We start from the raw sequence: 21,454 nt of genomic DNA, 5'->3' as shown, positions 1-21,454 counted from the left end.
GCATGTTCGTGACCACCATGATGCCGGCGCCCGAACCGGCGGCGCGACGTACGGAACCGGCCGCCCGGCCGGCGGGCGACGCCTTCGTGGCACGTCCCCTGCCCACGCTGCTCGCCTGCTCCTTACGCCGTCAGCACCAGCACGTCGAGGACCCGCTCGGGGGCCGTGCCGCACCGGCGCCGATCGAGTCGGCGCTGCGCAGGCGTCAGGGCTCGGGGCGTCCACTGGATGACGCCGTGGCGCGGGACCTGCAGAACGGGTTCGGCGTGGACTTCCGTCATGTTCGGGTGCACACGGATCCGGAGGCCGCGACGATCTCGCGGAGCCTGCAGGCGTCGGCGTTCAGCTACGGCTCGGACCTGTACTTCGCCAGTGGCCAGTACCGTCCGCACGTCTCGGCCGGGCGTCGGTTGCTGGCCCATGAGCTGGCGCACGTGGTGCAGAGCAGCGTTCCGTCCTCGTCCGCCTCGTCCGGGGTGACGATCGGGCGGGCGGCGGATCCGGCCGAGCGCCAGGCCGATCAGATGGCGGCCGCGGCGCTGCGGGGAACCTCGTGAGCACGCGCCCGGGTCCGGCCCAGCGGGGTCCGGCGGGTTTCGTCGAGCAGATCTCGCGCCCGCCCACGATCGAGCCGGCGGCGTACGTCGCGGTGCCGCGCGAGATCACCGACTTCATCGGGCGCGGTCTGGCCTGGCCCCTGCGGGTGGACCACACCGGCGTCATCGCGCTGAGCCAGGGAGCCGCCGACCTGGACTCGTCGGTGCGCCTGGTCCTGCTGACCGCACCCGGCGAGCGCCTGATGCGGCCCGAGTTCGGGTGTCGCATCCATGAGCTGGTGTTCGAGCCGGTCACGCCGAACACGCTGGGCCTGATGCGGCACGCCGTGATCGAGGCGCTGGCGAAGTGGGAGCCGCGTATCACCGTCGAGGCGGTGGAGGTGCTGGCCGACGCCGACGCGGCCGGGCTCGTGCACATTCACGTCGCCTACCGGATCCGCTCGACGAACGACCGGCGCAACCTCGTCCACCCGTTCTACCTCATCCCGCAGGAAGACGTCTGATGTCACTTCCCGTGCCCAGTCTCGACAACCGCCATTTCCAGGACTTCGTCGACGAGGCCAAGCGCGCCATCCCGCGGCACTGCCCGGAGTGGACCAACCACAACCTGAACGATCCCGGGGTGGCCCTGATCGAGCTCTTCGCGTGGATGAGCGAGCAGGTGGTGTACCGGCTGAATCAGGTGCCGGACCGGTTGTACCTGCAGTTCCTGGAGCTGCTGGGGATCAAGCCGTTCGCGCCCGGGGTGGCTTCGGCCGAGCTGACGTTCTGGCTGTCCGACGTGCTCGACCACGCCGTGCACGTGCCGGCCGGGAGTCAGGTGGCGACCGGTTCCGGATCCGGTGAGACGGTCGTGTTCAGCACGGTCGACGATCTCGTGATGAGCCCGCCGCGCCTGACCCAGGTGATGGGGACCGGCCGGGAGACGCCGCGGGACCTGCTGCCGCTTCTGCGGTCAGGGGTCGCGGTGGACTGCTTCGCCGAGGCGGTGGAGGGGGATGCCGTCAACCTGGGTTTCGGTGATTCGCTGGCCGGCTCCGCCCTGCGTCTGCTCGTCGTCGCCGATGCCGAGGGGCGGGGGATCCACCCGGACCGGCCCCCGCTGCTGTGGCAGGCCTGGACCGGTGAGCGGTGGACGACGGTCACGGTTCACCGCGACACGACCGGTGGTCTCAACCGGGCCGGGGAGATCGTGCTGCTCATGCCGTCGTCCCACGGGGCGCGCGCGGTGGCCGGGCGCACGGCGTACTGGATCCGCGCCGTGCTGCGGGAGCCGGATCCCGGTGAGCCCACGTACACGCGAGCCCCGCGTCTGAGCCGGGTCGACGCGTCCGTCGTCGGTGGTTCGGTCGCCGCCGAACATGCCGAGCACATGGACACGGAGGTGATCGGCCGCAGCGACGGGAGGCCGGGGCAGACGTTCCGGACGCGGCGGTGGCCGGTCGCGCCGCGCCGGGCCGGTGAGCGGGTGACGGTGACCGGCGCGGAGGGCACCGACGTGTGGACGGAGGTCACGAACTTCACCCGCAGTGGGCCTTTCGACCGGCACTACACCTGGGACTCCTCGGACGGGGTGATCACCTTCGGTCCGGCGGTCCGGCAGCCCGACGGTCAGGTCCGCCGGTACGGGGCGGTGCCTCTCGAGGGTTCGCTGGTGTCCGTCACGGGGTACCGCGTCAGTGGTGGGGCGGCCGGGAACGTGGGTGCGCGGACGCTGATCGTGCCCCGCACTCCCCTGCCCTACGTGACGACCGTGGCCAATCTCCAGCCGGCCACCGGGGGTTCGGATCCGGAGACCGTGGAGGAGCTCAAGGTCCGGGGGCCGCTGAGCCTGCGCACCGGGCGCCGGGCGGTGACGGCCGCCGACTTCGAGCAGCTGACGATGGAGAGCAGCCCGCGGATCGCCCGGGTGCGGTGCGTCGCGCCGAGGGACGACGGCGGCCCGGTGCGGTTGCTGATCGTTCCCCGCCTTCCTGCTGAGAGCGGTTTGCGGGAGATCGACGACCTGGCGCTGGAGGAGCCCCTGATCTCCCAGGTGACGGCTGCGCTGGAACCCCGGAGGCTGGTCGGGACCCGGATCGAGCTCACCACGCCCTATTACGTGGGCCTCTCCGTCGGGACCGTCATCCGGGTGGCCGCCGGCAAGCACGCGGCGACGGTGCGGCACGAGGTCGAGGCGCTGCTGCGCACCTGGCTGGATCCGCTGACCGGCGGCGACGGTGGTGCCGGCTGGGCCTTCGACCGTGACCTGACGAGTGCGGCTGTGCGGCACCGGCTCGAGGCGGTCGACGGGGTGGACCGGATCGAGGAGGTCCATCTGTACGAGTACGACCTGCGCCGCGGCGTGCGGGTCGGGACGGTCCGGGACGTGGTGCATCCCGGTGAGGACAGCCTGTTCCTGCCCGGCGAGCTGATCGTGACGACGCGATGAGCGCCCAGGCGTCAGGCTGGCTGGCCCGGCAGATGCCGGTCGTCATGCAGCAGGACGACTTCATGGTGCGCTTCCTGGCGATCTTCGAGGAGGTCTCGGACACGCTGGTGCACTCGGTCGACACGATCGGGTCGGCAGCCGATGTCGGCGTCACGCCGGACGCTTTCGTGCCGTGGCTGGGGAGCTGGATCGCGAGCCCGGCCGATCCGGTCGAGGGGCTGCACGAGTACCGGGCGCGGGACTGGCTGCAGGCCCAGTCGCAGGCCCTGACGGCACGCGGCACGTCGTCGGGCCTGCAGCAGTGGCTGAGCGTGATCGCCGGGGGCGCCCCGGTTCTCATCGAGGACGGCGGCGGTGTCTACGGCGACGGCGAATGCCCTGACGGCGACACGCGCTGGGTGCGGGTGACCATGCCCCTGCCCGACGGCGTCGAGAAGCGGCAGGTCGTCAGCCTGATCCGGGCCGAGGTTCCGCTCGGGGTGAAGATCGAGCTCAACGAGGTGGTCGCGGACGTCGGGATCGAGGACGACGTGGTCGCCGAGATCTGGGAGCCGGTTCCGGGTGGGCCGTACTACTGGGACGGTGGCCGGGAGGACGTTCACCCGGCGCTGCTCGAGGTCGCGCCGCGACGGCCTGAGCCGGCCGCGCCCGAGCCTCTTCCCGGCTCGGTACGGCGTCTGCCGGGGACGGCCGGGCGGGCGGTACGGCCCGGGCGGATCTGCGCGACCTGTTTCGAGCACAACGACGACGGGGTACTGACCTGCCTGCGCTGCGGGTCGCCGCTTCGGGCCGTGGCGCCCGAGCCGGTCGCGATCGAGCCGGAGCCCGTGATCGAGCCGTTGTGGGGCGACGACGGCCACGGCGGTGACGACCGGGTGATCTGGCCGGTCGTCGCCGCGATCCTCGTGCCGCTCCTGGTCACGCTGCTGATGGCGGCCGCGTTCATTCTCGGGTGAGTCGCACGATCGGGATCTGCTGCGGCCCGGGGCTGATCGCGGCCGTGACGACGACGGTCTCCGGCGCGTAGCCGGGCTTGGAGAAGGTCAGGGCATAGATCCCGCCGTCCAGTTTCACCTCCCACCTCTTGCCCCTGACCCTGGGTTCCATCGGGCTGGGCTCCGGCCGCTCCTGCCGGCCCAGGTCCTTCAGACCGTCGGGCCCGAGTTGCCGCGCCGTGCCCTTCACGCCGGTGGTGTCGGCCGTGCCGTCGACGAGGATGGTGCCGACGACGCGCACGTACCCGTCGTCCCTCGTCGACTCCGCCTCGGGCCTCTGCGTGCGCCGGGAGGTGCTCTGGGGCAGCTGAGTCGGCTTCTCGGTGTGCAGGGCCACCGCGAACGCGATGGAGGTCATGATCAGCATGATCGCGACGGCGCCGACGAGAACCGGCCACCAGGGCTGTTTCTGCTTCGGCCTTCGCGGCAGGGGTTCGGGCTCGGCGCGCCGCACCTCGAGTTCCCCCACGGCTGCCTGCATGGGGCGATGCGCCGTCTGTGCCGTGAGGGCCCAGGCGTAGCGGCCCGGCGGAGTCCCGATCGCCGGGCTCAGATAGAGGAAGATCTCGGCCGTGTTGTGCCCGGTCAGGTTCAGCACCTGGGCCGGTGGGCACCAGGCCGCCGGCAGTCCCTGGGCCAGCAGCACGACCCGCACCGGTTGCGCCGTCAGGTTCCGGACCCGCGCGGGCACGACCACGGTCTGCCCCGCGTCCACCGCCCGGTCGTCGACATCGAGGTCGAGAACGGCGGACGCGCCGGTCGGGACGGGTGTGCGGGTCACCAGGGTGACCGGGTGGGTCAGGTCGATGACCCCGTCGGCCCGTTCCGGTGCGTGGACCGGGAGAAGCGTCGGGGCGTCGTCCTCGGGTGCGTCGCCGGTCACGAGGGCGCCTGCTCCAGCGTCAGTTTCACGACCTCCAGGTCGCGGTCCTCTCCCCCGGCCAGGCGTACCGGGACCGGGGTGGAGACGTACCCGGCCTTCGCGACGGAGACGGTGTAGCTGGCCGGGCTGGGCAGGTCGGCCAGGAGGTAGACGCCTTCCTCCTCCTGCGGCACGCCCGTCGCGACGAGCGCACCGGGTGCGGCGGTCCCGTCCGAGAGACGGACCTCCACCCTCGCGCCCGAGGGATCGTCCCCGTCCACCATGACTCTCATCGAGCCCAGGGTGAGCTCGGGCACGAACGAGGCGAGCCGTACTCCAGGTCCGGGTACCGCAGCCACCGGCGTCGCCCGGTCCGCGTCCTTCGCCTGGGAGAACCAGATGGGCACGAGACCGGGCCCGACGAGCCGGAACCGGTACTCGCCCCTCTCGGTGACGGACGTCGTCCACACGCCCCGGACGCCGACATGAACATCCAGGAGGGGGCTCTCGGCGTTGTCCGCCGTGTAGACCTCGACCATCGTCCCGTTCCCGATCGTGCCGTTCGGGGCCAGGATCCGGCCGTAGAACTGGCAGGGACAGGCCTCTTCCGCGGCCAGGGCGGCCCTGGCCGCGGGATCTCCCACCGCCCTGACCCGCTGCTCGACGTTGTTCTTGTCGAGATCGTTCTTCTCCAGCACCACGCCCATCGTGAAGACGGCGATGCAGACGACCACCAGGACCGTGAGCACCGTGCCCGCCAGCGACAGCACGACCCGGTGGATGCGGGGTTTCTGCAGGAACACGCCCTGAGCCGCGGCACCGTCCAGGGGCACGCCCGCCGAGGTCTCCAGGTGGGTGCGGGAGTCGGCGTGGACCGTGAACATCCTCGGCGCCGGCATCCCGGTGAGCGGGCGGCGGCGGCTCACGGTCAGGGCGACGCGCGTGCGCTGGCCGGGCGCGAGGTCCAGCCGGCGCGGGCTGAACTCGAAGTCGAGCGAGTCCTCCTCGTCCTGCCCCACCAGCGGATGGGAAACGGCCGTGTTGCCGGTGTTCTCGGCCCGGACCCAGAAGTCGGCGTGTCCCCCGCCCGGCACCATCGGGGGCCTGACCGTGAGCAGGAGCAGTTCCTGGGCGTTGACCTGCACCCGCACCGGCAGCAGGACGCTCTCCTCGCTGCCCCCGTGCTCCTGGACCTGGACGGTGACGATGTGGGACCCCGCCGGGAAGGCGTCCGGCAGCAGCACCCGCAGGCCGATGCTGCGGGCCTCACCGGGGAACAGGGAGAACCCGGGTTCGGAGACCGGCGCCCAGTCCGGATCGGCGCCGAGGACACGCACGGAGACACCGATGATGGTGTCGCGGACGTTCTCGACGCGAACGGTCAGCTCGCCCGGTATGCCCCGCTGGTGCACGAGGGAGGTCGGGGTGACGTCGGCGATCACGGGACCGGAGGTTCTGCCGCTGCGGGTTCGTCCGCCGCGGGGACACGTACGGTCAGGGCCCCCGGATCCTTCGTCCCCGGTTCGACCGGCACCGAATGCAGGACGACCGACCGGCCGCCGGCGTCCACGGTCACGTCGTAGCGTCCCGGTGCGGGCAGGTTCTCGATCACCGCCGTGACCTGCGTTCCGGTGGAGCTGGTGGCCGCCGTGTACTGGTTCCGGTTCGCCTCGTCCTCGGGCATTCCCGCCGGATAGCCGGACGTGGTGGATCGTGGTGGCGCCGTCAGACCCGGATGCGGCTCGTACGGCGGCGGTGGTGAGCCGACCCGCTGACACGCCGGGGCCGGCTCGGTGGCCCCGGTGCTCTCGGCCGAGGGCTCCGGGGTCTCGACCGGACGGACGGCGATCTGGGCACTCACCGCCACCGCCGCCGGCGATCCCTCCTGGATCACCCTCAGCCGCAGTGCTCCCGGTGCGGGCGGTACCTCTGGCTGCAGCGAGCAGGAGTCGTCGAGGGCGAACCTCCCCTGCTGGAGGAGGCCGCGTCCTTCGGACTCGAACGCGACCGAGTACGTGCCGGGAACGGTTTCGGCCAGCGAGAAGTCACCGTCGGCATCGCTGACGCCCCGATAGGCGGCTCGCCTCGCCGTGCACGTGCGGGCCTGGTCATCGGTCTCCAGACTGCACAGCAGCAACCGCACGCCGGCCACCGCCGACTCGTCCGCCCCCGACCGCACCTTCCCCGACAGGGTGACCCCCACGTCCGACCGGGCCGGAAGCACGTTGCGGGCGAACCCGACCGGCGCGGCCAGGGGCGCCGCCTCGGCCGGCGCGAACCGCTTCACCCCGATCCGCCCGACCAGCCCCCAGGCCGTGAGCACGACGACCAGGCCCAGCGCGAGAAGAAGCCCCGTACTGATCACCGGGCGCTGGCGAAAGGTGACCCGCGCGTCCCCCGTCAGCTCCTCGCGCAGGAGGGGCAGGCTCGGCGTGAAAGCCTCGGCGTCGACGCGCAGATCGACGGAGTGCTCGCGGACGCCACCGACGAGGTGCCGAGGGCCGGTGACCCGCACCCGGCAGGTGTGGACGTGCCACGGCTCGACGATGGCGGTCTCGGGCCGGAAGACGACGCTGACCCCGTCCGGCGCGTCGGTCTCCCTCACCCTGACGGTGATCGGCGTGTTGCCCCGGTTGGCGACGGTGAGGGGAAAGTCGCCGTGCCGGACACCGCGCTGCACCTTGACCTTGGCACCGACCGTGAGGACCGGCCTGGGCCGGACATCAATGGTGAGAGGGCTTTCGGCCAGTTCCTCGGTGGCGTCGGCGTTGACCCGGACGATTGTGAGGTGGCGGCCGGCCGGCGTGTGGGTGGGCAGCTGCACCCGCAGCGTGACGCGACGGCGCTCGCCGGGGAACAGGGTCGGTGTGCCCTCCACACTGACGGTCGTGCCCGGGACGCCGTCGAGTTCGACATGGACGGCGTCGATGACGTCGGCGGTGTTGACGATGTCGACGAGGACGTCGCCGGGGACACCGGGCTCCAGGACGACGTCCTGGGTGATGAGCGAGACCTCCATCAGTCGCCGCTCCGGACACGCTGGCGATTGCCGCCGAACCAGACGAATCTTCGCGTCGGCTCCGCGGTTTCCGGTGCGACACTGACGCCGACCCGCTGAACCGGGGGCGCGACGCGTTCCGGGCGGTCGAGGGTGACAGCGGTGGTGACGACCAGAACGAGCGAGGGCCGCAGTCTGCCCCCCAGACCAGCCCAGAGGTCCCGGCTTCGAACCTTTTCCGGTTCGGCGAGACTGATGTGGACGGGGCCGACGATCTCGCCGTCCAGGCCGGCCTGGAGCGTGGGTGTCCTGAGCACAGCCTTGACCGCGTCGCCCAGCAGCTGGTGCTCCTCCCGGGTTCCACCGCCCCAGGTGCTGAGCAGGTAGGAGAACGCCAGGGGCTGCGCCGGCTTCTCCCGCACGATGACGCCGGCGGCGTCGCGATAGGGGCCGACGGCCACGGGCTGGGTTGCGGCGCGGGCGATGTCGAAGAGGAACAGGTTCACGGTCGGGCGGGTGACCGACGTGCCCCACGTGCCTTCCGGAGCGTCGAAGGAGACGTCGCCGCTGTCGTCCGGCAGCGGGAGCTGGTCCCGGAGCCAGGTCTTGAGTGCACTCTCCAGCACAGGTAATGGCACGGATCCCCCTCCACGAGAACTCACGCCCGCAAGAACCCGCCGCCTCGCGGATCATCCCCCGGCCTCAGAACGTGAGCGCTTCGGGAATCTAACCGACTTGAATCCCGGGTTCCAGGAACCGGCATGGGCCATTCGCCCGAGCAGCGCCCGTATGCCGCCCGGCTGAGCCACTTTCCCCTGACGACTGCACCCCGGGCCCGGCACCGACCCTGCCCAGAACTCCCCATCTCTTGATGCCGTTGCATCGAGACGAGGTCTGCCGTTTCCTGAGCTCAGCGACCCGCCTCGTGCACCCCGTCCATCACGCTCCCCGCTGATCAGGCGGGCGCCGCGGCCATCAGGCCGAGCTCACAGCGGCCACAACGCCGCGAACGCCATTCTGGATCTTCTGCAGCGAAGTGTCCCTGCAGTACTGATCTCTCGACCGGATCAGGGAACGCATTACTCGACGGGCGCTTCACCTTTTGCGAACGTTCTCGCAGCGTCGGCGATATCCCGAGGTCAAGTCGGGGAACCCACCGCCCGACAAGACTGCAGTGAGAGCGAAGCCGATTCACAGGACTGGGCGTCGCGCAGACTCGACCGGTCACATCCACCGGCACATGACCGATGATCGCAATGTTGATTCCGAAGATGCTTGAGAGAAGAGTTCGTTCGGGAATCCTTTTCAAGGAGGGTACTCATTGGTCAACGAATACTCAATGTCGACACACCGGACGAAGGTTCAGTCCCGTCACGCCCCGGACCCACAGAACATTCCCGCGATTGCGGGAGTGACAGTCTTTCACCCACGGACCTCACATTGTCCCGTACCGACCAGGCTCTCTCTCAGCAGACCACCCTATCCTGACGTCTCGATCCGGCGCGTTCTTTCCGGCAAACTACAGAACGGAGAGGCCAATTTGCGGGTCCGGAATCTTCTCGCCAATCATCCGAGCAAAGATTTTATCCTCAACGATAAGCTCACAAAATTCACGAGCCTTCAACAGATCGAAGACCATGTCCGCAAGCACGACGGAGTCGAAGATCCCTTCAACAGAGCCAAGGAGGCCGTTTATGCCGACAACTCAAGGGCGATCGGGCAACTCTCCCTCTTTCGGGCCGACACGCGTCCACCAGAAGAACTGAAGCACAAGCATGGCTTCACCATGAAAAGTGTCACACCTGCCGAGGTCTTGCGCGCATCACTGTTCTCCATGGGCCTCGCAACCTTCATCCAGGATCAAATCAGAAGCAATCGAAGCGATCTCGTTTCTTTTGCAAGCACTGAAGAGTGCGGAGGTTTTGCGAGCAACGATCGATACATCTACAAAATCGACCTGGAAGGAACCTGGTACGAGTTTGGTCCGCCTGATGGCGCTACTATTCTTGCCGACCATGCAGATCTACGTCAGGCCAGCAGACTTGCTCTCGACACCAAAAAGGGAAGTACAGTACACAAGGGCAAGAAGGATACAGAGGTCACACTTCTTTTCGAACTCGAAATGGAGAAGATCAAGAGTTGCCGAAAGCCCGGCGAGAGTGACTTCAGGGATATTGCGTGGGCCGATGTCAAGGTAAACCCTTATCGTTGAGGCGTGACACGGTCGGCGACTGCCACGATGTTGCCGGGGGCTCCAGAGTTCCGTGAGCCGCTGAGGCCGGTTGACCACTGCATCGCCAACCCGGGAGCTCCTCTCGGGACCGGGGAACGGGACGCTCAGGAAGTCATGGAAGACGGCCCACCACGCCGACATTGCCGTTGACCCGAACTCTCGCACGGGACTGTGCGACACCGCACCGGGGTCAGCCGAGGTACACCGCGCTCACGTCCTCCTCGACCGGCCGACGCGGCGACGGCATCCGCCCCGCCCCTCGCCGCCCCATCTTGCGCAGCTCCCGTTGCACCGCCGCCGTCAGATGCCGCTGCCCCACCAGACCGGCACCGTCGTCGTACGCGGCGAAAGCTGCCGAAAGCACCGCATTCCGGATGATTCCTCCGGTCAGCTCCACCGACGCCAGCGCGGCCAGGTCCACCGGGTCGTCGAGGTCGAACGCCGCCACGTGCCGCAGATGCGTCTGCCAGAGAGCAGCTCGCCCAGCCGGATCAGGCTCCGGGAAGGTCAGGATGAAATGCAGCCGCCGGGTGAAGGCCACGTCCAGATTCCCCCGCAGGTTGGTCGCCAGCACCACCAGCCCGTCGAACTGCTCCAAACGCTGCAGCAGATAGGACACTTCGAGGTTGGCATACCGGTCGTGCGCGTCCTGCACCGCCGTCCGGCTCCCGAAGAGCGAGTCGGCCTCGTCGAAGAAGAGCACACAGTTCAGCCGCTCGGCCGTCTCGAAGATCCGTGCCAGCCGTTTCTCCGCCTCCCCCACGTACTTGTCCACCACCGAAGCCAGATCCACCTGGTACAGGTCCAGCCCGAGACTCCCGGCCACCGCCTGCGCCGCGAGAGTCTTTCCCGTGCCTGACGATCCGGCGAACAGCGCGGCGAGCCCCCGCCCGCGGCCCTTCCCCATCAACGGCCCCTGAGCCAGCACCGCGTCGCGACGGCGACCCCAGCTGATCATCTCTTCCAGCCCCTGGCGGGTGGACGCGGGGAGCACGACGTCGTCGAGGGTCACCTCGGTGCGCCGGAGGGTTCCGGTCGTGTCGCCGAGCCGGCGTGTCGCCGCCAGCAACACCTCGGCGCTACCGGCTCCCGACGGCCGGACCAGTTCACCCACCGCCTGAATCTCCTCCGGCGTCACGCGCAGAGCCAGAAGGTCACGCCAGTGGTCACTTTCGTCGGGCGGGGAATCGGCCAGGCTCGACCACAGCTCACGCCTCTCATCCACCGCCAGTCGCGGTGCCGCGACCACCGGCGGCAGGAAGGACGCCCAGGCCGGGTCCCAGCCGGAGTCGGCCACGACCGCGGTGGGCAGGCGGGAACCGGTCAGGCGCTGGATCAGGGCGGCGGGCTGATCGGTGGGCAGGCCGGTCACGATCAGCACGCCGCAGGTGAGGACGCCCTCCAGAATCGCGGCGTCCAGTCGCGGCATCTGTTCCTCGGCAGGCACTCTCGACAGATCCACCGCCACCACCGGTAAGCCGAATCGCCCCGCCGCCCCCGCGACCAGGGCCAGGCCGGCATTCCCCTGCGGGCCGTGCACCCAGACCAGCGCGGCTCCGCGCTGCCAGTGCGCGGCCAGTTCCAGACCACCGTCGAGCTCGAGCGGCACCGGATGCACCAGACACGGCGCCAGGGCGGCGTGCGGCTCGGTGTCCCCCAGCAGATGGGCGCCCACCCGGTCCGGCAGCACCAGCGGCCGGGTGAGGAAGGGGCCCGAGCCGCTCGTGCGCACCAGACCCGTGCGGTCCAGGGCGGACCCGGGCCGCAGCGCGGAACGTACCGCGGGAACGACGTTCGCGATTCCCAGGATCTCGAGCACCGGCCCCACCGTGGGTCTTTCGGCCTGACCGCCGTAGTGCCTCAGCTGGTCCAGGGCGACGGCGAACGAGGGATCGATGTCGGCGGCGAGAACCACCGCGATCAGGTCGGACTCGAACTCACTGAGCCCGGCCCCACCGGCCACCGTTTCCAGTGCCTCGTCCAGGCGCTCGAACAGGTCCGGCGCGCTCGCCCACGCCTCCCGCACCGCCCGCCGGCTGGATTCGAGAACCGACGGGACATCGGGTTCCGCGAGCGCCGAACGCCGTTCCACCGCGTCGTCCAGGCCGTCCAGAAACCGCTGCCAGCGCGGCGCCAATGAGTCCCCCATGCGCGCAGATGCTAGGGCTTGGGCATCCGCTTCCCGGGTACACCGCTCCCGCCTGTCTTACTTCCCCGGCCGAACGGACGACCTTGCCCCCATGGCTGAGGAAACTCATCATCATGCGCGGAGGAACCGCCGGAAGAAGGCCCAGCCGGCGCCGTTCACCCCGACCACCAGCGCGGCCGACGCCCGGCAGAGCACCCCGGTCACCACGTCCCTCGTGGAGAGACCCGGCGACAGCACCTACACCCGCAATCCCTGGGGTGTCACCGCTTCGCCCGGAACGACCAGCCTGGCCCAGATTCAGCAGGAGCAGGCGCCCCGGCAGGCAGCACCCACGCCGAGGGGACGCGGCTGGGAGCTCAGGGAGACCACCCGCGCCGACCAGAAGCAGCGCACGATCGAGGTCGCCCAGAAGCTCTCGAGCAACGTCCGCTTCGAGGACGCACCGGGCCGGATCCAGCATCTGCAGACCGAGCGGACCCATGCGCTCGAGGAGGGCGGGGCGCAGGCGCACGGGATCACGACGAGCGTGGTCACCCTGAACGGCGCGCCGATCGGCACCGGCAAGAACCGGACCGTCGGCAACGAGCAGGGGCAGATCGTCGACCTGGGAACCCTCAGGAGCCTCGGAGAACGTTTCGGTTTCGACCCTGCCGCCCACCAGCGGGCCTTCGGGTGCGCCGAGGTCTACGCCGTGGCGAACGCCATCGCGGCGAAGAAGCTCAAGGACTTTCCGCCGGACGCGTTCAGGGGGTGGAAGATCACCACCCGTGGCCCCGGTGGGATGCACAAGGACGCCTGCCCCGACTGCGCGGTGATGCTGGCCAAGCTGGGGATCGGCATCGAACGGGCCTAACCGGATCGGCCCAGCACCTTGCGCGAGGCCAGCGCCAGCGTCCTCATCAAGGAACCCGGCCGAGGAGCGGGCTCCAGCGCAGGCGGGGGAAAGGCCTCGTACGAAGCCCCCTCCACCCCGATGACCCAGCCCACCAGCGTCCGCTGATCGGAAGCCACCGGATAGGCCGCCTCCAGATCGGGCACGCCCAGCACCCGTCCGCTGCCCGGCACCCGGACCTTGGCGATCTCCTCGACCAGCTTCGTCGAGCACGTCACCCCGTCGATACTGGCCACCGTTCCGGTCAGCACCCCCGACGCCCACACCTGGTGATGGTCCTCCCGGTACTGCACCCGCCGCGCCCAGTCGCCGTCGAGCACCTCCAGCAGTTCCTCGGTACCGGAAGGCTCCTCCAGCCCGACCGGCCACTGCACCGACTCCCCCACACCGAAAGATGAGCCGCAGCATTCGAGCTGCCATCCGCTCATCCACACATATGTCCGCATCCGCCCATCCTCTCCCGGCGATGCGTCACTTCGGGCCAGGCCCGTCCGGCGTGTACCGTTCTCTGTCCCCTGATTGCCCCCGCACGAACGGCCCCACCTCTTGACCGACGAGAAACCCCCCGAGCTCAACCACGGCGCCATCGGCTTCACCGATGCCGTCGTCATCGGCCTGGCCGCCACCAGCCCCGCCTACTCGCTGGCCGCGATCGTCGGCGCCATCGCCGCCGCGGTCGGGGTCTTCGCACCGGGCGCCCTCATCGCGTCGTTCGTGCCGATGGCCCTCATCGCCACCGCGTTCCTCTACCTGAACCGCGTCGATCAGGACTGTGGGACGACGTTCAGCTGGGTCACGCGGGCCATGGGCCCCTGGTTCGGGTGGCTGGGTGGGTGGGCCATCACGATGACGGGTGTCCTGATCATCGGCTCACAGGCGGACGTGGGGGTCAGTTTCGCGTTGAGGGCGGCCGGTCAGGAGGGGTGGGCGGAGAACAACTGGATCCGCATGCCCCTGACCGTGGCGCTCATCCTGGTGCTGACCTGGATGTGCGTGCTCGGGACGGACATCTCCGCCCGCCTGCAGAACATCATGATCATCATCCAGGTGGCCTCGCTGCTGGTCTTCGCGGCCGTCGCGCTCTACCGGGCGAACTGGGGCTTCAGCCCCCTCGACCCGATCACGCCGTCCTGGGAGTGGTTCAACCCCTTCGGCGCCGGTGGCGCGTCCCTCACCACCGCCCTGCTCCTGGGCGTCTTCGCCTACTGGGGCTGGGAGGCGTCCGTCAACCTCAACGAGGAGACCCGCGGCGGGCCCTCGGTGGCCGGGCGCGCGTCCCTGCTCGCCACCGTCCTGCTCCTGATCACGTACCTCGGTGTGACCACCGCCGTGGTCTCCTTCGCCGGGACGACCTGGCTCACCGAGAACGCCGGCCAGGAGGAGGCCGTGTTCGCGTCCCTGGCCGGCACCGTGCTCGGCGGCTGGGACTGGGTGCTGCTGCTGTCCGTGGCGACCGCCGCGATCTCGTCCACGCAGACCACGATCATCCCGGCCTCGCGCACCGGCCTGTCGATGGCCCGCCGCCACGCGCTGCCCGCCACGTTCGGCCGGATCCACCCGCGTCATCGCACCCCCGACGTCAGCACCTGGTGGGTCGCCGGCATCGCCATCGTCTGGTACCTCGGCATCTACTCCCTCAGCGAGAACGCGCTCTTCGACTCGGCCACCGCCCTGTCGCTGCTCGTCGCCTTCTACTACGCGCTGTCCGGCATCGCCTGCGCCGTGTACCACCGCAAGCACCTCACCGAGTCGGTGAGGAACCTGGTGCTGATCGGCGTCGCGCCGGTCACCGGGGCACTGCTCCTGATCTGGCTCATGGTGCTCAGCGCCCGCGACATGTCCGATCCCGAGAACTCCTACAGTGGGGACGCGTGGCTGGGCGTCGGTCCTCCCCTCGTCATCGGGGTGGGCATCTTCGTGGTGGGCGCGGTGCTCATGCTCGCGTGGCGCTTGCGCGACAGCCGCTACTGGGACGAACGGCCCTCCCTGCCCGACCCCGACGTGGTGCACGGCCTGAAAGCAGCGATCTCCGACCCCGACGGACTGGTGGGCTAAGCAATGAGCATCGTGCTGGGTTACGACGAGAGCCCCGCCGCGCACGCAGCCCTCGAGACGGCGATCTCCCTCGCCGGCAGCCTGGGCGAGCGCCTCGTGCTGGTCTACGGCGCGGGCGTTCCGGGGCAGGCGAGTGAGGAGATGCGCTCGCAGCGGGCGGCGCTCACCGAGATCGGGCGTTCCGCGCTGGACAAGGCCGTGGCCCGCGCCCAGGAGGCCGGCGTCGGTACCACGACGGAACTCATCGACGCGCGTCCGGCCGACGCCCTGCTGCAGGCGGCCGAGATGCACTTCGCCACGATGATCGTCATCGGCAACAACGGCGAGAGTGCGCTGCGGGCGGCCGTGGTGGGGGCGGTGCCGCACAAGCTCCTGCACAGCAGCCGCTGGCCGGTGCTGTGCGTGCCCGCGCCCGAGTAGGCCGGAGCACCGAAGCGATCACGGCGTCCGCCGGTATCCGGGCAGAAGGGCATTTATTGACCGTGATCATGCGGATTCTCGTCCGTGAGGATCCGCATGATCACGGCGAGGGGTCCGGCCGCTTCCTGACCGGGTGCCGCCGGGAACTCAGGCGAGCCAGCTCCAGTCGGTGGGTGAGGCCGAGTACTTCACGTCGCCCCAGACCGCCTCGACGTCGGTGTCGGGGGTGGGCGAGTCGATGTAGACGGTCTGCCGCAACCCCTTCTCCTCGTCGTCGCGGGTGATGCCGACGTTCGACTTCGGGCACAGGTCGCCCGGGATCTCGATGACCTCGGTGCAGACGCGCACCTTCCCGGCCGGGCCGCTGAACTCCGCGCTCCGGGCGATGGACTGGGCGTTGCCCTCTTCGTCGTAGACGTTCGCGACCGACCAGAACCGGTCGAGCGTGTAGGTGGCCGGCATCGTGGTGGGCAGCGGCAGTTTCACACCGGACGCCTCCGCATAGGCGTCTTCCACCTTCACCTGGGCCTCGTTCTCCCGCAGATGCCCGCAGCCGGCCAGAGCCACGAGCACCATCCCCAACACAGCCAGCGTCTTTCCAACCCGCGCGCGCACTTGGACGGCCCTCCCCGAGCCTCGAATGGCCAGCCGTTCCGAGAGTTTTACCGGCCTTGATCGCGAAGATTGGCACACCTGGCCCCAGCTCGGTCAACTCCGTACCCCACTCGGGGCAAAGTTGTGACACAGCGTGAAAAGCCGTGTAGGCATTGATGATTTGGACGCCTCGGCGAGAGCACGCAGAGCTGATCAAGGATCGGCACAGCGCTACATCGGCCAGCATCGCGAGCGCACCCCAACTATAGGGGTTTTCAGCTAGTGCGCCGCCTCGGGTCAACGCGAGCGCGGCGTCGAGGAGAACCGCGAGCGACGCGAGGGTCACGATCCGCAGGCCCGCCACGCTCCCGGAGGGCACGGGACGAACGAGGGACGCAGGATCGACCGGGACCGTGGACGGCGGGCCGGGCAGCCCCCGGAGCCGCCGACCGCGCGAGCCGCGGCAAGCACGCAGGGCGCGACCTTCGGGACCGGGTGACGTTCGTGCGCCCCGACCGCACGAACGTCCCCCGGCCCCGGCCCGGCCCCGGCCCGGCCCCGGCCCGGCCCCGGGGCGGACCGCCGCGTGTCCGACACGACAGACTTCCGGCTACCGAATGTGCCTCGGTCGCCACTTTCCGGTGTTAGCTTCTCCGCGTCGGGCATTCCGTCGTCGTCAGGTCCTCCTGGTTCCGGGCGTGCAGTTTGCCTCCCGTCGGCATGCGCGGCGGAAGACAACCCCCGGCCGGCACAGAAGGGACCGAGCAGCCTTGAAATTCGTTCCGTGGCCCCGTAAGAACGAGAAGAAGACCGCGGGACGGCAGCAGCCCGGTGACGACGCGGGCACCCAGCGCCAGCGGCGCCGGTTCGTGCGCGAGATGGTGCGCGTCCCCATCGTGGTGCTCGACGTGAACGGTGTGCGCCTGGCCACCGGCGCCACCATCGAGGTCAGCGAGGGCGGGATCCGCGCCCATGTGAACCAGGTGCTGCCCGAGGCCGAGCGTGTGCGGGTCGAGATGCAGCTGCCCACTCAGGGGCCGATCACCGTGGGCGGCACGATCCGGCGGGCACCGGGACACTCGCGCCCGGTCGTCATCCAGTTCGACCGCAACCACGCCCACCAGGACGCCCTGCGCCAGCTCGTCTTCGCCGCCCAGCGCGCGAACGCCCGGCGCTGAGCCCGCCCACCGGAGCCACGCCGCACCGCGGGCCCCGTCAAGGCCTGTCCCGTTCCTGCCGACGACACCAGCCACGGTTCGGACGAGCGTTTCGGGGGAGACGACATGGCGGCCAGTGCCCTGAGGATCGGCCGGTTCAGCGTCTCGGTGGTCAAGGCCGAGACCTGGGTGCGGCAGTACACGGCCGACACCGGCCGCCCGCGCTACGCCTACCCGGCCTATGAGGACTTCCGCTCCGGCACCCGCTCGGGACCGCTCGAGGACGCCGACCTGCTGGCACCGGTTCTCCTGAACGCCAAGCCGACGCTCGAGGCCTACTACTGGCTGCAGAGCCAGCTGCCCGCACTCAACCAGGCCCTCGAGAGGATCCCCGAGGACGCGAGTCTCACCGACGCGTCCCTGAGCCCGGATCTCCTGGAGCCGCTGTTCGGCGTGCTCGACGGCAACACCCGCTGGGGCGTGCGCATGACGACGCTCTCGAAGGTGCTGCACCGCAAGCGCCCCGGCTTCATCCCGCTGTGGGACGGGCAGGTGCGGGCCTGTTACTACGGCACCGGCGCGCCCGTGCCCCCGGTACAGGGACGCGGCAGCGGCGCCTTCGCGGTGGCCGTCGCCACCGCCCTGCGAGAGGACCTCACCGCCGACGCCGAGACCTGGGCCGCCGTCGCCGCCCTGGCCACCGAACCCGCGATCACCCCGCTGCGGGCCCTCGACATCGTCGCCTGGAACCTCGGGGCCCAGGGGGAAACCGTTCCGGTCCAGACCGGTTCGGTACCGGTCCCCCGCCCCTGACCCACAGCGCCGCTAACCGGCCCAGCCCTGCAGCCGCCGCGCGAAATCCCGCATGAGATCGCGGAGCTCGGCCGGTTCCTCCACGACGAACTCCCGGCCGAGCCCCGCGATCAGCGCCGGCACCCAGTCGAGCCGCTCGGCGTTCAGGTGCACGCGGAACCAGCCCGGCGCGTCCGCCATCGGCTCGACCGTGGCCAGCCCGACCGGGAGGTGACGCTCGACGTCACCCCGCACCCGGAACGAAACCTCATGCTTCCAGGGCGTTTCGGCCAGTGAGGCCAGCAGGGCGGCGGCCGGGTCCGCGATCCACGGCTCCACCGGCGACCCCGGCTCCCGGGTGACCGACGAGATCCGGTCCAGCCGGAACGTCCGTTGCTCGTCGTTCTGCGTCGAAGCCAGCAGGTACCAGCGCCCCGTGTGCCCGACCACCGAGAGCGGGCGGACCGTGCGGGAGGACGCGCGGCCGCCCCGGTCCGTGTACCCCAGGCTCACGGGGTGGCCGGTGTGGGCGGCGCTCGCGAGGGCCAGCAGCACAGCGGTTTCCACCGGTCCGGGCGAGGGTGCGGACGCGGTGAAGGCGGCCGTGGCGAGCAGGGCCTCCAGGCCGTCCCGGCCCGCGCCGGGCAGGACGCGCTGCAGCTTGGCGAGTGCGCTCTCGGCAGCGGTGCTGTCGGGAACCAGCCCGGCCCGGCGCCCGACGACCAGCCCGATCATGACGGCGACGGCCTCGTCGTCGGTGAGCATGAGCGGGGGCATGCGCCAGCCCGCCGCGAGGCGGTATCCGCCGTAGCGCCCCCGCTCGGACTGCACCGGAATGCCCAGTTCCACCAGGTGTTCGGCGTACCGGCGCACGGTGCGCTCGTCGACGCCCAGCTTCACGGCCAGCTCGGCGACCCGGCGGGTGCCCCCGGACTGCAGGATCTCGAGCAGCGCGAGCACGCGGGACGTCGGGCGGGTCACGGGGTCACGATATTCGAGGCCCGGGCGCGGGCTCGCGATGGTCACGAAGACCGGCAACGGCAGCGACGGCTGCTTCCACCGCACGCTGGGGTATTCCGTCTCGCACTACCGGATGCTGACCTACAGCACGCTCAGCCCGGGCGTCGAGGCCCCGCCGGAGTGACCGGCACCGGCAGGACCCGTCCGGGATCGATCGCGAATCCGGGCGGGTCCTGTCCGGTATCCCTTCTACGGTCGTCCGCATGAACTCCTTCACCTCGCTCCGGATCATCACCGCCGACGTCGCCCGCCTGGTCGCGTTCTACGAGCTCGTCGCGGACACCCGCGCCGACTGGGCCACCGACCTGTTCGCCGAGGTGCGCACCCCGGCGGCCCGGATCGCCCTGGCCGGCCCGCCCACCCTGGCGCCCTTCGGGATCGAGGCGGTCCCCGCGTCCAACCGGTCGGTCATCATCGAGTTGCGGGTGGACGACGTGGACGCCGAATTCGCCCGGATCACCGACCATGTCGACCTGGTCCAGGCCCCGCGGACCATGCCCTGGGGCAATCGCTCCCTGCTGTTCCGCGACCCGGACGGCAACCTGGTGAACCTCTTCACGCCGGTGACGCCGGAGGCGGTGGCCCGGTTCAGCTGATCCGCCCCTTTTCGGGGAAGCTCGGCACTACCTCCCGGGGCCGGCGGCCAGGCGGGCCCACAGGGGGTCGGCCGGTGCGTCCTCACCGCCGTCGCAGGGCTCGCCCGGCTCGTCCCGCAGAAAGGCCTCGACCCGTTCGGGAGAAGGGGTGAGGTCGGCCGGGTCACCCGGCGGGAGCAGGATGCGGAGCTCGCCCGCACCGGCGACGACCAGACGCCCGTCGGCCAGGGCGGCGAGCGCCGTGACCGGGAAGAGGCCCGGCAGCTCGTGCTCCCGGGCGGCGCGGCGGTCGAGGTCGAGCGACAGCAGGCGGCCCGCGGGTGAGACGAGCCAGAGCAGGCCGGAGCGGCGGTCGAAGGCGATGTTGCCCAGCGAGTGGCCGAAGATGTCCTCGCCGTCCTCGGGGTCCCATTCCTCGGGCGGGCGGTCTTCCAGCCCCAGGTGGTGGATCCGGCGCAGCGAGGGGAACTCGAACACGTTCAGCTCGTTGGCGTAGCTGTCGCCCTTGACCACCAGGAGGCGGCCGTCGGGACTGAAGAGCACGGGCTCGTAGCCGTCCGCGTCGAGAGTCAGCGTGCGGCCGGTGATCTCGGGTGCGTCGCCCGCCGTCCGAGCGAAGAGGACATCGGTGCCGCCCTGGTCGCTGGCGAGCATCGCGACCAGTCCTCCGGCCGGGTGCTCAGTGATGCCGGTGTCGAAGTCGGGGCCGGTGCCGACGATTCCCCGGGAGAGGTCGATGACGTCGGATCCCTGACGGCCGGGCGCGGGCGGCGACGCCCACACCCGGCGTCGGTCGGCGCTGAAACCCAGGGCTTGGTAGTAGATCTGCGAGGGCAGGCGCTCACTGACGGTCGCTCTCCCCGGGGTCCACGTCGTCAGGGTGCCCAGGTTGCTGATCAGCAGCAGGGGCTCGTCCGGATGCCAGACGAGCACCGAGATGTCCCAGCCCCCGTCGTCCTGGACGGTGGCCCGGAGCTCGGGCTGTTCACCGCCGCAGTCCCAGATGCGCACCACCGTCTCGCGAGGGTCACGAGCCGCCAGCAAGGGGAAGCCGGGGATGAGCAGCCAGCCGCGCTATGACGGCGTCCGCCTCCAGCGGCACACGCACCACACGTTCGGTCACGGCCGAATCATGCCGTAAGGACCACGCCAGACGGCCCGGCGTCACGTAGAGTGGGCTGCCGCCAGCTCTGCGTCATCCGGATGCCGCGGAGAGTTAACTTGAACTGGTCAAGAAAAGTGGCCTAAGGTCGTTGGCATGACGTCCGACTTCGAGGCCCAGCTGCGCTCGGCCTCGCTGCGCGTGACGCGGCCCCGCCTGGCGGTTCTCACCGCCCTGCACGAGCACCCGCACGTCGACACCGACACGGTGATCAGCCTGGTGCGGGCCGAACTGCCCACCGTCTCCCACCAGGCGGTCTACGACGTCCTGCGCGCCCTGACCGACGCCCGGCTGATCCGCAAGATCCAGCCGACCGGGGCGAACGCGCGGTACGAGACCCGGGTGGGCGACAACCATCACCACGTCGTGTGCCGATCCTGTGGAGCGATCGCCGACGTGGAGTGCGCCGTGGGCCACACCCCCTGTCTTACCGCTTCGGACGATCACGGCTTCGTGGTCGACGAGGCGGAGGTCGTGTACTGGGGCACCTGCCCGCAGTGCTCGGCCGCGAGCACACGTCATTGATTGGCCAGCCCGGAAG

At 70.2% G+C, this 21,454-nt stretch carries 22 protein-coding genes; 13 read left to right on the top strand and 9 right to left on the bottom strand.

Annotated elements, in window-relative coordinates; translation table 11 throughout:
- The first annotated feature begins 2 nt into the window (after positions 1-2).
- From J2S57_RS28150 to J2S57_RS28135, 4 genes are read left to right on the top strand one after another with little or no spacing between them, the layout of a single operon-like run.
- Positions 3-557 carry an eCIS core domain-containing protein gene (locus J2S57_RS28150; protein ID WP_307248536.1) on the top strand — a complete coding sequence of 185 codons (555 nt, stop codon included), beginning with the start codon at positions 3-5 and terminating at the stop codon, positions 555-557.
- On the top strand, positions 554-1,060 hold the full coding sequence (locus J2S57_RS28145; RefSeq protein WP_307248533.1) for a GPW/gp25 family protein: 507 nt from the start codon (positions 554-556) through the stop codon (positions 1,058-1,060). Before J2S57_RS28150 ends, J2S57_RS28145 begins: the two co-directional genes overlap by 4 nt.
- A complete protein-coding gene (locus J2S57_RS28140; protein ID WP_307248531.1) occupies positions 1,060-2,988 on the top strand; it encodes a putative baseplate assembly protein in 1,929 nt (642 codons plus the stop codon). The genes J2S57_RS28145 and J2S57_RS28140 overlap by 1 nt, the downstream gene beginning before the upstream one ends.
- Positions 2,985-3,944, top strand: coding sequence for a hypothetical protein (locus tag J2S57_RS28135; protein ID WP_307248530.1), 960 nt, complete (start codon positions 2,985-2,987; stop codon positions 3,942-3,944). Before J2S57_RS28140 ends, J2S57_RS28135 begins: the two co-directional genes overlap by 4 nt.
- Here the strand turns inward: J2S57_RS28135 and J2S57_RS28130 are convergent.
- The 4 genes from J2S57_RS28130 to J2S57_RS28115 are packed head-to-tail and all read right to left on the bottom strand — an operon-like array spanning position 3,931 to position 8,481.
- The gene (locus J2S57_RS28130; RefSeq protein WP_307248529.1) at positions 3,931-4,866 is read right to left on the bottom strand and encodes a COG1470 family protein; all 936 of its coding nucleotides are present in this window, start codon (positions 4,864-4,866) and stop codon (positions 3,931-3,933) included. The genes J2S57_RS28135 and J2S57_RS28130 overlap by 14 nt on opposite strands.
- Positions 4,863-6,287, bottom strand: a complete 1,425-nt coding sequence (locus tag J2S57_RS28125; protein ID WP_307248527.1) for a carboxypeptidase-like regulatory domain-containing protein — start codon at positions 6,285-6,287, stop codon at positions 4,863-4,865. Before J2S57_RS28125 ends, J2S57_RS28130 begins: the two co-directional genes overlap by 4 nt.
- The gene (locus tag J2S57_RS28120; RefSeq protein ID WP_307248525.1) at positions 6,284-7,864 is read right to left on the bottom strand and encodes a hypothetical protein; all 1,581 of its coding nucleotides are present in this window, start codon (positions 7,862-7,864) and stop codon (positions 6,284-6,286) included. The genes J2S57_RS28125 and J2S57_RS28120 overlap by 4 nt, the downstream gene beginning before the upstream one ends.
- Positions 7,864-8,481 carry a Pvc16 family protein gene (locus tag J2S57_RS28115; RefSeq protein ID WP_307248522.1) on the bottom strand — a complete coding sequence of 206 codons (618 nt, stop codon included), beginning with the start codon at positions 8,479-8,481 and terminating at the stop codon, positions 7,864-7,866. Before J2S57_RS28115 ends, J2S57_RS28120 begins: the two co-directional genes overlap by 1 nt.
- Before the next feature lie 683 nt (positions 8,482-9,164).
- Here J2S57_RS28115 and J2S57_RS28110 point away from each other — a divergent pair.
- A complete protein-coding gene (locus tag J2S57_RS28110) occupies positions 9,165-10,055 on the top strand; it encodes a hypothetical protein (RefSeq protein WP_307248520.1) in 891 nt (296 codons plus the stop codon).
- A gap of 211 nt (positions 10,056-10,266) precedes the next feature.
- Here J2S57_RS28110 and J2S57_RS28105 read toward each other — a convergent pair whose 3' ends face one another.
- Entirely contained in the window at positions 10,267-12,225 is a 1,959-nt protein-coding gene (locus tag J2S57_RS28105; RefSeq protein ID WP_307248517.1) for an ATP-binding protein, read from the bottom strand.
- Positions 12,226-12,316: 91 nt separating this feature from the next.
- Between J2S57_RS28105 and J2S57_RS28100 the strand changes: the two genes are divergently transcribed.
- On the top strand, positions 12,317-13,078 hold the full coding sequence (locus J2S57_RS28100; protein WP_307248514.1) for a hypothetical protein: 762 nt from the start codon (positions 12,317-12,319) through the stop codon (positions 13,076-13,078).
- Here J2S57_RS28100 and J2S57_RS28095 read toward each other — a convergent pair.
- Complete coding sequence (locus tag J2S57_RS28095; protein ID WP_307248512.1) at positions 13,075-13,563, bottom strand: DUF6578 domain-containing protein; 489 nt, start codon at positions 13,561-13,563, stop codon at positions 13,075-13,077. The genes J2S57_RS28100 and J2S57_RS28095 overlap by 4 nt on opposite strands.
- 100 nt (positions 13,564-13,663) lie before the next feature.
- Between J2S57_RS28095 and J2S57_RS28090 the strand changes: the two genes are divergently transcribed.
- Both J2S57_RS28090 and J2S57_RS28085 read left to right on the top strand, forming a co-directional pair.
- Positions 13,664-15,172, top strand: a complete 1,509-nt coding sequence (locus tag J2S57_RS28090; RefSeq protein WP_307248510.1) for an APC family permease — start codon at positions 13,664-13,666, stop codon at positions 15,170-15,172.
- 3 nt (positions 15,173-15,175) lie between these two features.
- Positions 15,176-15,592, top strand: a complete 417-nt coding sequence (locus J2S57_RS28085; protein ID WP_307248508.1) for a universal stress protein — start codon at positions 15,176-15,178, stop codon at positions 15,590-15,592.
- Positions 15,593-15,739: 147 nt separating this feature from the next.
- Here the strand turns inward: J2S57_RS28085 and J2S57_RS28080 are convergent, their stop codons facing one another.
- Complete coding sequence (locus tag J2S57_RS28080) at positions 15,740-16,168, bottom strand: hypothetical protein (RefSeq protein WP_307248506.1); 429 nt, start codon at positions 16,166-16,168, stop codon at positions 15,740-15,742.
- Between the two features lie 788 nt (positions 16,169-16,956).
- Between J2S57_RS28080 and J2S57_RS28075 the strand changes: the two genes are divergently transcribed.
- Together J2S57_RS28075 and J2S57_RS28070 are read left to right on the top strand one after the other, a co-directional pair.
- Positions 16,957-17,364: a PilZ domain-containing protein gene (locus J2S57_RS28075; RefSeq protein WP_307248504.1), complete on the top strand. Its 408-nt coding sequence runs from the start codon at positions 16,957-16,959 to the stop codon at positions 17,362-17,364.
- 105 nt (positions 17,365-17,469) lie between these two features.
- Positions 17,470-18,156, top strand: a complete 687-nt coding sequence (locus J2S57_RS28070) for a DUF6308 family protein (protein ID WP_307248501.1) — start codon at positions 17,470-17,472, stop codon at positions 18,154-18,156.
- Between the two features lie 12 nt (positions 18,157-18,168).
- Here J2S57_RS28070 and J2S57_RS28065 read toward each other — a convergent pair whose 3' ends face one another.
- A complete protein-coding gene (locus J2S57_RS28065) occupies positions 18,169-19,116 on the bottom strand; it encodes a helix-turn-helix transcriptional regulator (protein WP_307248499.1) in 948 nt (315 codons plus the stop codon).
- A 37-nt stretch (positions 19,117-19,153) separates the two neighbouring features.
- Here J2S57_RS28065 and J2S57_RS28060 point away from each other — a divergent pair, with 37 nt between their 5' ends.
- Both J2S57_RS28060 and J2S57_RS28055 read left to right on the top strand, forming a co-directional pair.
- Positions 19,154-19,279, top strand: coding sequence for a hypothetical protein (locus tag J2S57_RS28060; RefSeq protein ID WP_307248498.1), 126 nt, complete (start codon positions 19,154-19,156; stop codon positions 19,277-19,279).
- A 79-nt stretch (positions 19,280-19,358) separates the two neighbouring features.
- On the top strand, positions 19,359-19,751 hold the full coding sequence (locus J2S57_RS28055; protein WP_307248496.1) for a VOC family protein: 393 nt from the start codon (positions 19,359-19,361) through the stop codon (positions 19,749-19,751).
- 27 nt (positions 19,752-19,778) lie between these two features.
- Here J2S57_RS28055 and J2S57_RS28050 read toward each other — a convergent pair whose 3' ends face one another.
- Positions 19,779-20,765, bottom strand: coding sequence for an SMP-30/gluconolactonase/LRE family protein (locus J2S57_RS28050; protein ID WP_307248494.1), 987 nt, complete (start codon positions 20,763-20,765; stop codon positions 19,779-19,781).
- Between the two features lie 244 nt (positions 20,766-21,009).
- On the opposite strand from J2S57_RS28050, the gene J2S57_RS28045 reads away from it, so the two are divergent.
- Positions 21,010-21,438: a Fur family transcriptional regulator gene (locus tag J2S57_RS28045; RefSeq protein ID WP_307248492.1), complete on the top strand. Its 429-nt coding sequence runs from the start codon at positions 21,010-21,012 to the stop codon at positions 21,436-21,438.
- The last annotated feature ends 16 nt before the right edge of the window (positions 21,439-21,454 follow it).

It is taken from the genome of Kineosporia succinea (assembly GCF_030811555.1).
GTDB classification, from domain to species: Bacteria; Actinomycetota; Actinomycetes; order Actinomycetales; family Kineosporiaceae; genus Kineosporia; species Kineosporia succinea.
Note: the sequence above shows the minus strand (reverse complement) of the source record. Positions and strands in the feature narration are given on the sequence as shown.